The organism is Sphingomonas sp. (assembly GCF_023266535.1).
In the GTDB taxonomy this organism is placed as follows: domain Bacteria; phylum Pseudomonadota; class Alphaproteobacteria; order Sphingomonadales; family Sphingomonadaceae; genus Sphingomicrobium.
On sequence record NZ_JAHFPY010000005.1, the window covers coordinates 1 to 14,204 of the forward strand.

Below are 14,204 nucleotides of genomic sequence, written 5' to 3' on the forward strand. Positions count from 1 at the left end.
TCGACGCAAGGCGGCGTCCTAAAGCGCCGCCAACCTAGTAACCCCTTCGGGAGTCCTCTCTTGGCCAGCGTTGCTGCCGGATATCTGCCGATCCTCCTGTTTCTCGCCGTCGCGCTGGCGCTGTCGACGGCGTTCGTCGTGCTGCCGATGCTGGTCAGCCGCCTGACCGGCACGCACAAGCCCGACGCGGAGAAACTGAGCGAATATGAGTGCGGCTTCCCCGCCTTCGAGGATAGCCGCGCCCAGTTCGACGTGCGCTTCTACCTGGTCGCGATCCTGTTCATCGTATTCGATCTCGAAGCGGCCTTCCTCTACCCCTGGGCGGTCAGCCTGATGGGCACCGGCTGGACCGGCTGGATCGCGATGATGATCTTCCTCGCCGAGCTTGCGCTTGGCCTCGCCTATGCGTGGAACAAGGGAGCGCTCGAATGGGAGTGATGCTCAGTCCCCGCGACAATCCCAACATTACCGAGGAAGAAGTCGCCCGCGCGGCGGGTCTCGTTCCGGGCAGCGTCGAGGAGAGCAAGTTCCTCGAGATGCGCAAGCAGCTGGACGAGAAGGGCTTCCTCGTCACCACGACCGAGGATTTGTTCACCTGGGCGCGGACCGGTTCGCTGTGGTGGATGACCTTCGGCCTCGCCTGCTGCGCGGTCGAGATGATCCACGTCAACATGCCGCGCTACGACCTCGAACGGTTCGGCGCCGCACCGCGCGCCTCGCCTCGGCAGTCGGACGTGATGATTGTCGCCGGGACGCTGTGCAACAAGATGGCGACTGCACTGCGCAAGGTTTACGACCAGATGTCGGAGCCGCGCTACGTCATCTCGATGGGCAGCTGCGCCAACGGCGGTGGCTATTATCACTATAGCTATTCGGTGGTGCGCGGTTGCGACCGCATCGTGCCGGTCGACATCTATGTTCCCGGCTGCCCGCCGACCGCCGAGGCCTTGCTCTACGGCATCATGCAGCTGCAGCGGAAAATCCGCCGCGAGGGGACGATCGACCGGTGAAGCTTCTACACGTCTTGTTTGTGTGTGCAGTCGTATGCAGCAGCCTAGCATTCGCTGACGAGCCATTTGCGGCGAAGCCGGTCACTGCGCCTGATGGGTCATTCTCAGCCGAATTCCCCTGCACTGATGTGGAGACTAAGCAAAAGGGCAACGCTCAGATCCTAATTTGCAGTCATGGAGGAATGGTATTTACCGCCTCACGCGGCTTCCCATCTCCCATCGATGAGCAAAGGGCAGCAACTTACGCTGATCTTCTGGCCAGCGCTCAAGATGACAATGAGATCAAGGATGTCAGACAAATATCCGTTAGTGGTCATCCTGCTTTCCGGTCCGTAACATTCTCTCCCGATTTCATGGTTTGTGTCGTGGGAGTTGATCTGGGTTCCGGAGGCCCGGTACTGGTAGTTGCTGGGGAGGACCATTCTAGCCCCATTCCGGCACCTGAGCGTGCTGACGCCCTGAGGCTGGCAGAACAATTCTGCGACTCCGTGAAGGTCTTAGTTGAATGACCGTCCCCGTGATCCGGACCCGCGAGGGCTTCGCAGACGCCTATCGCGCGGCGATTGGCGCTGCGTTTGTCGCCGCCAAGGACGCGGTCGAGGAGCTGACCGTCACCGTCACCCGCGATGGGCTGGTCGAGGCCTGCCGCATCGCCCGCGACAAGTTCGGCTACCAGCAGCTGATGGAGATCGCCGGGGTCGACTATCCCGAGCGGCCCGAGCGGTTCGAGGTCAATTATCATTTGCTGTCGGTGACCCATAACCACCGCGTCCGCATCAAGGTCGCGACCGACGAGGATACGCCGGTGCCGAGCGTTACCTCGCTGTGGCCGGTGGCCGGCTGGCTCGAGCGCGAAGTGTTCGACCTCTACGGCGTGACTTTCGCCGGCAATGCCGACCTCCGCCGTATCCTCACCGACTACGGGTTTGAGGGCTATCCGCTGCGCAAGGATTTCCCGCAGACCGGCTATGTCGAGCTGCGCTATTCCGAGGCCGAAAAGCGGGTCGTGTATGAGCCGGTCGAGCTGCCGCAGGACTTCCGCAATTTCGACTTCCTGATGCCTTGGGAAGGGCCGGACTATCGCCTGCCGGGCGATGAGAAGGCTGTCGCTCCGCCGCCACCGCCGGCGGCGCCGCCACCAGCCAGCGCACCCAAGGTCGAGGCGAAGAAAGCTGCGCCCAGGAAAAAGGCTCCGGCCAAGAAGGTGAAGAAGTGAGCGTCGTTCTGTCCTGTTCCCCTGCGAAGGCAGGGACCCAGTCCAGCGCCGGAGGCGCTGCCTATCGGCAGCGGTCTAGGCTCCTGCCTTCGCAGGAGAACGGGTTATGAGCGAAACCCTCGACATCATGGTTGGCGCGCCCAGCCAGCAGACCGGTCCCAAGCCGACCGCCGGCGACGAGACGATCAGCAATTACACGATCAATTTCGGCCCGCAGCATCCGGCCGCGCATGGCGTGCTCAGGCTGATCATGGAGCTGGACGGGGAGATCGTCGAGCGGGTCGATCCGCACATCGGCCTGCTCCACCGCGGCACCGAGAAACTGATCGAATATCGGACCTACGCCCAGGCGCTGCCCTACTTCGACCGGCTCGATTACTGCTCGCCGATGTGCATGGAGCACTCGTACGTCCTCGCCGTCGAGAAGCTGATGGGCCTCGAGGTGCCGCTTCGCGCGCAGTACATCCGCGTGCTGATGGCCGAGCTGACCCGCATCTCCAACCATATGCTCAACCTTGGCAGCCACATCATGGACGTCGGCGCGATGACGCCCAACCTGTGGTTGTTCGAAGTGCGCGAAGACACGCTGCAATTCTACGAGCGGGTGTCGGGCGCGCGGATGCACGCCAATTATTTCCGCGTCGGCGGGGTTCACCAGGACATTCCGGAGAGCGTGCTGGCCGACATGAGCGAGTGGCTCGACACGCGCCTGCACATCTTCGAAGACGCGATTTCGCTGGTCGCCGACAACCGCATCTTCAAGCAGCGCAACGTCGACATCGGCATCGTCAGCAAGGAAGATTCGCTGGCCTGGGGCTTCTCCGGCCCGATGATCCGCGCCGCTGGCATCCCCTGGGACCTGCGCAAGTCACAGCCTTATGATGTCTATGACCGGATGGAGTTCGACATTCCGGTCGGCACGCGCGGCGACTGCTACGACCGCTTCATGGTCCGGGTCGAAGAAGTGCGGCAGTCGGCCAAGATCATGCGCCAGTGCCTGAAGGAAATGCCGTCGGGTCCGATCGGCACGATGGACCGCAAGGTGTTCCCGCCCAAGCGCGCCGAGATGAAGCAGTCGATGGAGGCGCTGATCCATCACTTCAAGCTCTACACCGAGGGCTATCACGTCCCCGCCGGCGAGGTTTATGTCGCGACCGAAAGCCCAAAGGGCGAGTTTGGCGTCTATTTGGTCGCCGACGGCACCAACAAACCCTATCGCTGCAAGATCCGCCCGACCGGCTTCTCGCACCTCCAGGCCATGGATTTCATGATGAAAGGCCACATGCTCGCCGACACCACCGCGGTGCTGAGCGCCATCGACGTCGTCTTCGGGGAGGTCGACCGGTGAGGTGGACATTCACAACGATATTCGTGTCAGCAGTCGCCTTCGGTGGTGTTGCTTCGGCTCAGGTGCAATCCAGCCCGGCGAACAATAGACCGAAGATCGTCGCTACGGTCGCTGAAGCTGGCGCACTCGATGAGTCAGGAGGTCCCCTGTTTCAAAAGGTAAAGCAGGCATTTGCGGCTGCAAACCAAGGGAATGGACAGGGATTCAAGGGCTTCCTTACGCCGAAGGCTGAGTTGAATCTCATCTATTTCGTTGATCATGAGCTGAAAAAGGCACCTTTCACAGCTGGAGTCATTCAGGCTGCCACGAAGAGCTGCTTGGGCCCCTTTTCCATAGAGGAAGGGTCAGATTGGGCGCAGCTGTCTTGGGTATGCCGTGTCGATGAAGATGCTCCGCTGGCCCAGCTGCTGAAGTTTCGGGAAAGCCCGGAGCTATCGCTCACCGTTTGGTTTGATCATGGCAGGATCAAGGGCATTGATGCGATGGAGCCGCTGTCGGTTCCTTTCCATCGCTACGTTTCTATGGACGCTTACGCGCGAATGAAGGGCAGCAACTAATGGCTGAGCGCTCCCTGATCGATCGCACCATCGACGCCGTCGATTCATTCGCCGAGCGCTATCGCCGGCCGATTACGATCCTGGGCGCGATCTGGCTCGGGCTCAGCTTCGCATCGTGGGCGGGTTTCATTACGCTTCCCGAACTGGCGATCCTGACCGGCAAGCCTGCGGTCTACGTCAGTTGCGCCTTCAACGCTTTGTGGTGGGGATGGATGAACCCGCGCATTTTGCGTCGCCGAACCGTTCGGCTTCAAAATTCCGAGGTTGCCAATGGCTGAGCGCGCTTTCGCCCCCGACACGCTCGAGCTTCGCGCCGAGTGGGGCGACTTTGCCTGGACCGAGGCCAACGCCAAGCAGGCCAAGGAAATCGTCGCCCGCTACCCGGCGGGCCGGCAGATGTCGGCGTCGATCCCGTTCCTCGACCTTGCCCAGCGCCAGGTCGGCGCGATGACCGGCACCCAGGGCTGGCTGCCGATCCCGGTGATCGAATTTGTCGCGCGCGAGCTGGATATGCCGCCAGTCCGGGCGATGGAGGTCGCCAGCTTCTACACCATGTTCAATCTTGCGCCGGTCGGCAAATTCCACGTCCAGGTGTGCGGCACCACGCCCTGCATGCTGCGCGGGTCCGACGACGTGCTTTCCGCTTGCTATAAGCGGGGCCTGAAGAAGGGCCACACCACCGCCGACGGGCTGTTCACTTTGACCGAGGTCGAATGTCTCGGCGCCTGCGCCAATGCGCCGATGGTCCAGATCAACGACGACAATTATGAGGACCTGACCGAGGACAGCATGAAGGCGATTCTCGACGCGCTGGCCAATGGGCAGCAGCCCAAGATCGGCCCGCAGGTCGACCGCAAGACCAGCTGTCCGACAAGCGGCCCGACCACGCTCAAGAAGATGGCCGAGCGCAATTACGACTATCGGGGGCAATGGTGATGGTGGTGAGAGATGCAACCAAGCCTCCTCTCCCCGGCGGGGAGAGGATTGAGGTGAGGGGGCTCTGCGACTGCGGGCACTCTCGGCCGTCGAACCCCCTCACCCTGCCCTCTCCCCACGAGGGAGAGGGAAGATGAAGGACATCCTCAAAGCCGTCGTGGCGATCGTCATCATCCTGATCGCCATCAAGATCATCGGCGCCATTCTTGGCCTGCTGGTCGGCGTCGCGATCGCCGGTCTCGTCATCTACGGCGGGGTCAAGCTGCTTGAGGGGCCCAAGCAATGAGCGGGATCACCTCCCTCACCGACAAGGACCGGATCTTCACCAACCTCTACGGCTTCCAGGGCGCGGACCTGAAGTCGGCGATGCAGCGCGGCGACTGGGACAAGACCGCCGACCTGATGAAGATCGGCCAGGATCCGATCATCGAGATCGTCAAGGCATCAGGCCTGCGCGGCCGCGGCGGCGCGGGCTTCCCGACCGGCATGAAGTGGAGCTTCATGCCCAAGGAGCCGACCGCCGGGCGCCCCAATTTCCTGGTGATCAACGCCGACGAATCCGAGCCGGGCAGTTGCAAGGACCGCGAAATTTTGCGCCACGACCCGCAGAAGCTGGTCGAGGGCGCGCTGATCGCCGGTTTCGCCATGCGCTGCCGCGCCGCCTACATCTATGTCCGCGGCGAGTTCATCGTCGAAACCGAGGCGCTCCGGAAAGCGGTCGCCGAAGCCTATGACGCCGGCCTGCTCGGCAAGAATGCGGTCGGTTCAGGCTACGACTTCGACGTGTTCGTCCACCGCGGCGCCGGCGCCTACATTTGCGGCGAAGAAACGGCGATGCTGGAAAGCCTGGAGGGCAAGACCGGCCAGCCGCGGCTGAAGCCGCCGTTCCCGGCCGGCGCCGGCCTCTACGGCTGCCCGACCACGGTCAACAATGTCGAGAGCATCGCGGTGGTGCCGACCATCCTCAGGCGCGGCGCGGCCTGGTTCGCTAGCTTCGGGCGGCCCAAGAACGAGGGCACCAAGCTGTTCCAGATCAGCGGCCATGTGAACTGCCCGTGCGTGGTCGAGGAAGCCATGTCGATCCCGTTCCGCGAGCTGATCGACAAGCATGCCGGCGGCATCCGCGGCGGCTGGGACAATCTCCTTGCCGTGATCCCCGGCGGATCGTCGGTGCCGTTGGTCCCGGCCGAGCAGATCATGGACGCGCCGATGGATTTTGACGGGCTCAAGGAACTGGGCTCGGGCCTCGGCACCGCGGCGGTGATCGTGATGGACAAGTCGACCGACATCGTCCGCGCGATCAGCCGCATCAGCTATTTCTACAAGCATGAGAGCTGCGGCCAGTGCACGCCCTGCCGCGAGGGCACCGGCTGGATGTGGCGGACGATGGAGCGGCTACGCGAGGGCGATGCCCATGTCGGCGATATCGACCGGCTGTACGACGTCACCAAGCAGGTCGAGGGCCACACCATCTGCGCGCTGGGCGACGCCGCCGCCTGGCCGATCCAGGGCCTGATCCGCCATTATCGCCCCGAGCTCGAGCGCCGCATCGCCGAGCGTCACGCAGGCGTGCAGGAGGCGGCGGAGTGATGCTGTCCCTCAGTCTTGCGCTCCTTCAAGCTCCTACCGGCATTCCCGCCCCGGGGGGGCCGGTCCGGCGAGAGATTGGCGTTGCCGGCGGTCCTGATGCGGACGAGCCGGTTCGGCGAGAGTTTGAAACTGGGTCGCGTCTGTCGAAGCGCGCGGTTGTCAACGTGTGGGACGCGGACAAGACGCGCAAGGTTCAGGCGGAATACGGCGAATGCGTTGTGAAAAAGCAGCCGGCGGCCGCGCGGGAGTTTGTTATCACGCCGTGGTTTGAATCAGGGGCTTTGCGTCGGATTTTGCCCAAAGTCGGCGACAGTTGGTGTCTGCTGACTGCTTCCGCGAGCTTTGGCTCGGAGATGCGTTTCCCTGGGGACACAATGCGCTACGCGCTTGCTGACGCGCTGGTTCGGCGGGAATTTGCCGGCGCGTCGCCATCATTGAAGGACGCCGGCCCTATTGTTCAGCCGGTGCTTGATGAATCTGAATATGCGCCAAGGCCCGGCCGCAAGGCCAAGCAGTCTGAATTGAAAGAACTGGCTGAAAATAGGCAAAAGCGGGTTGCAACCATCTATGTGGCGCACTTCGGGGAATGCGTAGTTCGCGCCGACCCGGCGAACAGCTACGCCCTGCTGATGTCCGACGCAGAAACGCCGAAGGAAGACGTAGCGCTCAAGGGGCTGATGCCGGCTTTTGACGGTTGCCTGGCCGCGGGTCAGGACTTGTCGTTCAACAAGTCAACGCTGCGCGGCACCATCGCCATGAACTACTATCGGCTGGCCCATGCGCCGCGGGCGGCGTCGCCGCAGGTTGCAGCACAAGGAACGGCGAAGTGAGCCAGCCTCTTAACCTTGCCGTTCGGCGCTATTTGCTGCGCAAAAACCTGATTTCCTTGCCGTTCGAGCTGTTGGGCGCTGTCGCAGCGCTGGTCGCGGCGAAGGAATTGTCTGTTGCCCTGCTTTATTATTGCGCCAGCTTTCTGGCGGGTAGCTCAATGGGCAGGCGCGTTGCTAGTGCATCTTCGCTGTTGAACGATTTTACCGCCAAGGAAATCAAGGACTTCCAGATTTCACAGCCCCTGCTGACCAATGTTTTCTTGCTAGCGGTGCCTTCTGCAGTTGCTGTCGCAACGTGGCGTGCCGGGCTCGCTTCAAACCAAATTGTCAGATGGACTGGAGTTGGCTTGTCCGCCGCTTTGCTTGCCTATCGCTATTTCGCCTTGGCGAACGAGCGCCGCATCGCCGAGCGCCACGCAGGCGTGCAGGAGGCAGCGGAGTGAGAAGCGCTTTGCTCATCCTAATCGCGTGTACTGCGACAGCCTCAGCCTCCTTGCCCGCGTCTGCACAAACGGCTGCGGGAAATAAGGACCAGTCCCTGGCAGAATGCATCGTGCAGAAAGATCCGGCAAAGGCGGACGAAATATTCTTTGCAATGATGGCAGACGACGGCCCGGGAAGCGTCCGCTTCCAATTGGATCATCCTTGCTTCCAGGGTCCTTATCGGGGGTACGCGAACAACCCACAAGCGGCCATTGATGCGGGGATGCGCGTTGCTGAAATGCGAATGAACCTTCTTGCCGACTGCCTTTTCAACAATCTAACCCCGGAAGCGAAAGTGAAAATCGAGACGCTCGGAAAGCGTAGCGAAAAGGCCGTCGCTAAAGCTGCTCAGTCAACGGATGAATTGCGGACTTTGGTTGGGACAGGTTCAGGCACGTGCAACTCGAAGATATTCGATGTTGTCGCTGGCAATGCCAACCTTCGTTTCCGCATGCTTCAAATGATGATCACGAGAATGCCGCATGCCTAAAGTCACCGTCGACGGCGTTGAGATCGAGGTCCCGCAGGGCGCGACCGTGCTGCAGGCGTGCGAGCTGGCCGGCAAGGAAATCCCGCGCTTCTGCTACCACGAGCGGCTCAGCATCGCCGGCAACTGCCGCATGTGCCTGGTCGAGGTCGCGCCGGGGCCGCCCAAGCCGCAGGCGAGCTGCGCGCTGCCGGCGCAGGAAGGCCAGGCGATCAAGACCGACACGCCGATGGTCAAGAAGGCGCGCGAAGGGGTGATGGAGTTCCTGCTCATCAACCACCCGCTCGATTGCCCGATCTGCGACCAGGGCGGCGAGTGCGACCTGCAGGACCAGGCCATGCAATATGGCCGCGGCCATTCGCGCTACGACGAGAATAAGCGCGCGGTCGACGACAAATATTTCGGGCCGATCGTCAAGACCTCGATGACCCGCTGCATCCAGTGCACCCGCTGCGCCCGCTTCGCAGAGGAAGTGGCGGGGACGCCGGAAATCGGGATGCTGTTCCGCGGCGAGGACGCGCAGATCACCACCTACCTGGAAAAGGCGTTCACGTCGGAGCTGGCCGGCAATTTGGTCGACCTGTGCCCGGTCGGCGCGCTGCTCAGCAAGCCCTACAGCTTCGAGGCGCGGCCGTGGGAGCTGCGCAAGGTCCCCGGCATCGACGTGATGGACGCGCTCGGCACCAACATCCGCATGGACGTCCGCCAGCGCCAGGTGATGCGCATCCTGCCGCGCATCAACGATGCGGTGAACGAGGAATGGGCCCACGACAAGACGCGTCACCATGTGGACGCGCTGGTGCGGAACCGGCTCGACCGGCCGTGGGTGCGCGACGGCAAGGGCAAGCTCAAGGAAGCGAGCTGGGGCGACGCGCTCGAGACCTTCGCCAAGCAGTTCAAGAAGGCCGGCAAGAAGGTCGCGGCGATCGCCGGCGACCTGCTCGACGCCGAGACGATGTATGCGGCCAAGGCGCTGCTGGCGGGCGCGGGCTCGAGCCTGCTCGAAGGGCGGCAGACCGGGCTCGACTATGATGTGACGAGCCTCGCCGCGGTGCGGTTCAACACGCCCATCGCCGAGATCGAGAACGCCGATGTCGTGCTGCTGGTCGGGTCGAACACCCGCTGGGAAGCGCCGCTGGTCAACACCCGCATCCGCAAGGCGGTGCGGCGCGGCGCCAAGGTGTTCGCGATCGGGCCGGAGGTCGACCTGGCCTATCCGGTCGAGTGGCTGGGCGACGATCTGGCGCTGATCGGCAAGCTGCCCAAGGCTACGGCGGACGCGATCAAGGGCGCGGCAAAGCCGGTGCTGATCGTCGGTCCGGGCGCGCTCGCTAGGGGCGCGCTGGGCGCGGCGCTGGCGGCGTCCAAGCCCTTCATCAAGGATGGCTGGAACGGCTTCAACGTGCTGCACATCGCGGCAGCGCGGATGGCGAGCCTGCTGCTCGGCTATGCGCAGAAGGGCGGCCTCGCCGACATCGAGAAGGCCAAGCCCGAGCTGGTGATCCTCTTGGGCGCGGACGAAGTGCCGGCCGACAAGTTCAAGAACGCTTTCAAGGTCTATATCGGCCACCACGGCGACAAGGGCGCGGCCAATGCCGACCTGGTGTTGCCGGGCGCGACCTATGCCGAAAAGCATGGCACCTACGTCAACATCGAGGGCCGCGTGCAGCGGAGCGAACGCGCCGCATTCGCGCCGGGCGACGCGCGCGAGGATTGGACGATCCTGCGGGCGCTCAGCGACCTGATCGGCAAGCCGCTGCCGTTCGACCGCTTCGACCAGCTGCGTAGCGCGATGATCGCCGACGTCCCCGAACTCGGTATCGACGGCATCATCGACATGAAATGGGCGCCGCCCAAGCTGGATGCCAAGGCCAGCGGCCCCATCGGCTATCCGATCAAGGATTTCTACCTGACCAACGCGATCTGCCGCGCCAGCCCGACCATGCGCCGCTGCTCCGAAGAGCTGGTCCATGGCCATGAATATGCGGAGGCGGCGGAGTGACCTATGGAGATTCCTTGGAACATAGTGATTGCAGCGGCGGTAGCGACGCTTGGCATTTTTGCACAAAGGCGCTGGCCCAATTCGTTCTTGCCCGTGATCATGTTGATCCTCGTTGCTACGACAATAGCGATGTTGTGGATGTCATTCGCATGAGCACCGCCCAATGACGGCCTGGTTCCAACAGACTTGGCTGGGGCCGGATGGCGGCTGGTTCGTCGCCAATCTGATCCTGATCCTCGTCATCGCCCTGCCGCTGATGCTGGCGGTGGCGATGATCATCTATGCCGAGCGCAAGATCTGGGCGGCGATCGCGCTCCGCCGCGGGCCGAACGTGGTCGGTCCGTGGGGCCTGCTGCAAAGCTTCGCCGACGGACTCAAGGTGTTCCTGAAGGAAACCATCATCCCGTCGAGCGCCAACAAGGGGCTGTTCCTGATCGCGCCGATCATCACCTTCACCGTCGCGCTGATCGTCTGGGCCGTGGTGCCGTTCGACGTCGGCGTGGTGCTGACCGACATCAATGTCGGCCTGCTCTACATCCTCGCGGCGAGCAGCCTCGGCGTCTACGGCGTGATCATCGCCGGCTGGGCGTCCAATTCGAAGTACCCATTCTTCTCCGCGCTCCGCGCCGCGGCGCAGATGGTCAGCTACGAAGTCTCGATCGGCTTCGTGCTGATCTGCGTCGTGCTCTACGCCGGCACCTTCAACCTGACCGGGATCGTCATGGCGCAGAAGGGCAATGTACTGGGAATCCTCAACGGATTCGGGTTCAATCCCTTGCTATTCCCGATGGCGATCGTGTTCCTGATCAGCGCCATGGCCGAGACCTTCCGCACCCCGTTCGACCTGGTCGAGGCGGAGAGCGAGCTCGTCGCCGGTCACCAGACCGAATATTCGTCGATGAGCTTCGCGCTGTTCTGGCTTGGCGAATATGCCAACGTCATCCTGATGTGCGCGCTCAACGCCATCCTGTTCTGGGGCGGGTTCCTGCCGCCGATCGACTGGGCGCCGCTCTATTACATTCCCGGCATCCTCTGGCTGCTGGGCAAGATGTGCTTCTTCTTCTTCGTCTTCGGCTGGGTGAAAGCGACCGTTCCGAGGTACCGCTATGACCAGCTGATGCGGCTCGGCTGGAAAATCTTCCTGCCGCTGTCGCTGCTGTTCGTCGCGCTGATCAGCGGCTGGCTGATGTGGACCCGCTATGGAGTGCCGGCATGAGCATGCTGATGACCCTATTGTCAGCGACAGCACTGCCTCCAGCGCCGCCGCTTTGGAACTGCACGGCGGTCGATAACGGCCGAACTGCTATCAAGTTCTCGATCGTCGTTAATGCCGCCGGCGACGCAATCGATGCGCGGGGCCTCCCAGGAACGGATGCCCAACCGCGCGTGTTCGAAAGATTGAAGCTTCCGTCAGATATTCGCTTGCGCGTCAAGGCGCCAACGGGCGACCAACTTGTAGAGTTAAGCAACTTCGAAGGGGCAGAGCGTCCTAGGACAGTCCGCATCATCAAGGATTTAGGCCGGTCATTTCCATATCGACAAACGGTTTTGCGAGGGGTTTGTGTATCTGATCGGTCGGCCGTAACGGTTTCACCGCCAAGCGAGGTCGAACTGGAGCAGCATGGCAGTCTCTGGTGGGTGCGTCTCGCTGGCGAAAACAAGAAGCCAGTTGACGCGAGTTGGGTAGCCAATTGTACGCTGGTCAGGCCTGATGGCGGTCTGTTTGATCTCCCGATAGCTGTGACTTGGTGGTCATATGACAAACTGAGGATTGTGGTGCGCGAGGCCCAATCGGACCGGTGGCACTTTGGCCCCCTTGAACTCAATGGCAAGACCACAGCGGCGCTCCGGAAAGAGGGCTTCAAGGGCGCCCGTGGAGTATTCCAAATGAACGGTTCTGCCCAAACAAAGAATTCGGCAGATCAGGTGGGAATTGGACTCAGGCTAGAGGAGACAGGTGGGGGAATTCAGCAAGATGTCTCAGTTTCCACTTGGAATGGCAAAACCTACACGCTGATAGGTTACGGATCCTGCGATCCGGTGCCTCCTGGTACTCTTCCGAGGGCTTAGGATCATGATTGCGCGCACCATCAAGGCCTTCACGCTGTGGGAGTTCGTCAAGGCGCACGCCCTGACGCTCAAATATTTCTTCAAGCCCAAGGCGACGATCAACTATCCGTTCGAAAAGACGCCGCAGTCGCCCCGCTTCCGCGGCGAGCATGCGCTGCGCCGCTACCCGAACGGCGAAGAGCGCTGCATCGCCTGCAAGTTGTGCGAAGCGATCTGCCCGGCGCAGGCGATCACCATCGAGGCCGAGCCGCGCGAGGACGGCAGCCGCCGCACCACCCGCTACGACATCGACATGGTGAAGTGCATCTATTGCGGGCTGTGCGCCGAGGCCTGCCCGGTCGACGCCATCGTCGAGGGGCCGAACCTGGAATTCGCCACCGAAACGCGCGAGGAATTGCTCTACGACAAGGCCAAGCTGCTCGAGAATGGCGACCGCTGGGAGCAGGCGATCGCCGCCAACCTTGCCGCCGATGCGGCGTATAGATAGGGGCGGCGAACTTGTTCAAACAGGGACCATCGGTGACCCCATTTTCATCATCCCAGCGAAAGCTGGGATCAAAGATATTTCGCGCAGAGGCGCAGAGGCGCAGAGATGCCGCGCCTTTCCTCTCTGCGTCTCTGCGTCTCTGCGTGAGCAATAATTTCCCGCTTCGCGGGAGTGACGTGGAATGATCACCGTCCTTGCCTTTTACCTGTTCGCGACGCTGACCATCGCTTCGGCGGTGGCGGTGATTTTTGCGCGCAACCCGGTCCACAGCGTGCTGTGGCTGATCCTGGCCTTCTTCAACGCCGCCGGCCTGATGCTGATCCTCGGCGCCGAGTTCATCGCGATGCTGCTGGTAATCGTCTACGTCGGCGCGGTGGCGGTGCTGTTCCTGTTCATCGTCATGATGCTCAACATCGACTTCGCGCAACTGCGGTCGGGCTTCACCAGGAATTTGCCGTTCGGGCTCCTCGTGGCGCTCGTCCTTCTCGCCGAGATGGTCGTCGCCGTATCCGCGTGGAAGGCCGGCCCGGTGACCGGTGGTGTCCAGCCCGCGGCCACCACCCAACCCAATATCCAGGCGATCGGCGAGCTGCTCTACACCCGCTTCCTGTTCCCGTTCGAAATCGCCGGCCTGATCCTGCTGGTGGCGATGATCGGCGCGATCGTGCTGACCCACCGCAGCCGCGGCGATGTTCGCGGGCAGAATGTCGCGCGCCAGGTCGACCGCCGCCCGGACGAGGCGATCAAGCTTGAGCAACCGCCGGTGGGCGGGGGGGTGAAGCTGTGATTGGCCTAACCCATTATCTCGCCGTCGCCGCGATCCTGTTCACATTGGGCGTGCTCGGCATCTTTTTGAATCGCCGCAACATCATCTTGATGCTGATGGCGATCGAGCTGATCCTGCTGGCGGTGAACATCAACCTGGTGGCGTTCAGCGCCTTCCTCGGCGATTTGACCGGCCAGGTGTTTGCCATGTTCGTGCTGACCGTCGCCGCTGCCGAGGCCGCCATCGGCCTCGCCATCCTTGTCATTTTCTTCCGTCGCCGCGGCTCGATCGCGGTCGACGACGTCAACCGGATGCGCGGCTGATGCGGATTTTCCTTTTTAGTTCCCCGGCGAAGGCCGGGGCCCAGACGCCCGAAGGGCCATTTTGCGCGGCCGCGCACAAGAAATCGCCGCCACCGGCAT

At 62.4% G+C, this 14,204-nt stretch carries 18 protein-coding genes; all 18 read left to right on the forward strand.

The window, feature by feature from the left end; translation table 11 throughout:
• Nucleotides 1–60: 60 nt before the first annotated feature.
• The 18 genes from ndhC to nuoK all read left to right on the forward strand — a co-directional run bounded on the left by ndhC (nt 61) and on the right by nuoK (nt 14,105).
• Complete coding sequence (gene ndhC / locus Q0C64_RS01115; protein ID WP_294120291.1) at nt 61–438, forward strand: NADH-quinone oxidoreductase subunit A; 378 nt, start codon at nt 61–63, stop codon at nt 436–438.
• 26 nt (nt 439–464) lie between these two features.
• Nucleotides 465–1,010, forward strand: a complete 546-nt coding sequence (locus Q0C64_RS01120; protein ID WP_366004085.1) for an NADH-quinone oxidoreductase subunit B family protein — start codon at nt 465–467, stop codon at nt 1,008–1,010.
• Nucleotides 1,011–1,515: 505 nt separating this feature from the next.
• Nucleotides 1,516–2,226 (forward strand): NADH-quinone oxidoreductase subunit C, encoded by a 711-nt coding sequence (locus tag Q0C64_RS01125; protein ID WP_294120226.1) that lies wholly within the window; start codon nt 1,516–1,518, stop codon nt 2,224–2,226.
• A 106-nt stretch (nt 2,227–2,332) separates the two neighbouring features.
• Nucleotides 2,333–3,574: an NADH-quinone oxidoreductase subunit D gene (locus Q0C64_RS01130; RefSeq protein WP_294120227.1), complete on the forward strand. Its 1,242-nt coding sequence runs from the start codon at nt 2,333–2,335 to the stop codon at nt 3,572–3,574.
• Nucleotides 3,571–4,131 carry a hypothetical protein gene (locus tag Q0C64_RS01135; RefSeq protein ID WP_294120229.1) on the forward strand — a complete coding sequence of 187 codons (561 nt, stop codon included), beginning with the start codon at nt 3,571–3,573 and terminating at the stop codon, nt 4,129–4,131. The genes Q0C64_RS01130 and Q0C64_RS01135 overlap by 4 nt, the downstream gene beginning before the upstream one ends.
• Nucleotides 4,131–4,409, forward strand: a complete 279-nt coding sequence (locus Q0C64_RS01140) for a hypothetical protein (protein WP_294120231.1) — start codon at nt 4,131–4,133, stop codon at nt 4,407–4,409. The genes Q0C64_RS01135 and Q0C64_RS01140 overlap by 1 nt, the downstream gene beginning before the upstream one ends.
• Nucleotides 4,402–5,067, forward strand: a complete 666-nt coding sequence (locus Q0C64_RS01145; RefSeq protein ID WP_294120233.1) for an NAD(P)H-dependent oxidoreductase subunit E — start codon at nt 4,402–4,404, stop codon at nt 5,065–5,067. Before Q0C64_RS01140 ends, Q0C64_RS01145 begins: the two co-directional genes overlap by 8 nt.
• A 133-nt stretch (nt 5,068–5,200) precedes the next feature.
• Nucleotides 5,201–5,353 (forward strand): hypothetical protein, encoded by a 153-nt coding sequence (locus Q0C64_RS01150; RefSeq protein ID WP_294120234.1) that lies wholly within the window; start codon nt 5,201–5,203, stop codon nt 5,351–5,353.
• On the forward strand, nt 5,350–6,657 hold the full coding sequence (nuoF, locus tag Q0C64_RS01155) for an NADH-quinone oxidoreductase subunit NuoF (protein ID WP_294120236.1): 1,308 nt from the start codon (nt 5,350–5,352) through the stop codon (nt 6,655–6,657). The genes Q0C64_RS01150 and nuoF overlap by 4 nt, the downstream gene beginning before the upstream one ends.
• The gene (locus tag Q0C64_RS01160) at nt 6,657–7,487 is read left to right on the forward strand and encodes a hypothetical protein (protein WP_294120240.1); all 831 of its coding nucleotides are present in this window, start codon (nt 6,657–6,659) and stop codon (nt 7,485–7,487) included. The genes nuoF and Q0C64_RS01160 overlap by 1 nt, the downstream gene beginning before the upstream one ends.
• Entirely contained in the window at nt 7,484–7,930 is a 447-nt protein-coding gene (locus Q0C64_RS01165; protein ID WP_294120241.1) for a hypothetical protein, read from the forward strand. Before Q0C64_RS01160 ends, Q0C64_RS01165 begins: the two co-directional genes overlap by 4 nt.
• A 110-nt stretch (nt 7,931–8,040) precedes the next feature.
• Nucleotides 8,041–8,460 (forward strand): hypothetical protein, encoded by a 420-nt coding sequence (locus Q0C64_RS01170; RefSeq protein ID WP_294120243.1) that lies wholly within the window; start codon nt 8,041–8,043, stop codon nt 8,458–8,460.
• Complete coding sequence (gene nuoG, locus Q0C64_RS01175; RefSeq protein ID WP_294120244.1) at nt 8,453–10,459, forward strand: NADH-quinone oxidoreductase subunit NuoG; 2,007 nt, start codon at nt 8,453–8,455, stop codon at nt 10,457–10,459. The genes Q0C64_RS01170 and nuoG overlap by 8 nt, the downstream gene beginning before the upstream one ends.
• A gap of 163 nt (nt 10,460–10,622) precedes the next feature.
• On the forward strand, nt 10,623–11,675 hold the full coding sequence (gene nuoH / locus Q0C64_RS01180; protein WP_294120245.1) for an NADH-quinone oxidoreductase subunit NuoH: 1,053 nt from the start codon (nt 10,623–10,625) through the stop codon (nt 11,673–11,675).
• A complete protein-coding gene (locus Q0C64_RS01185; RefSeq protein ID WP_294120246.1) occupies nt 11,672–12,529 on the forward strand; it encodes a hypothetical protein in 858 nt (285 codons plus the stop codon). Before nuoH ends, Q0C64_RS01185 begins: the two co-directional genes overlap by 4 nt.
• A gap of 4 nt (nt 12,530–12,533) precedes the next feature.
• Nucleotides 12,534–13,016, forward strand: a complete 483-nt coding sequence (gene nuoI / locus Q0C64_RS01190; protein WP_294120247.1) for an NADH-quinone oxidoreductase subunit NuoI — start codon at nt 12,534–12,536, stop codon at nt 13,014–13,016.
• 181 nt (nt 13,017–13,197) lie between these two features.
• The gene (locus Q0C64_RS01195; RefSeq protein WP_294120248.1) at nt 13,198–13,803 is read left to right on the forward strand and encodes an NADH-quinone oxidoreductase subunit J; all 606 of its coding nucleotides are present in this window, start codon (nt 13,198–13,200) and stop codon (nt 13,801–13,803) included.
• Nucleotides 13,800–14,105: an NADH-quinone oxidoreductase subunit NuoK gene (nuoK, locus tag Q0C64_RS01200; protein ID WP_249914499.1), complete on the forward strand. Its 306-nt coding sequence runs from the start codon at nt 13,800–13,802 to the stop codon at nt 14,103–14,105. Before Q0C64_RS01195 ends, nuoK begins: the two co-directional genes overlap by 4 nt.
• Nucleotides 14,106–14,204: the final 99 nt, after the last annotated feature.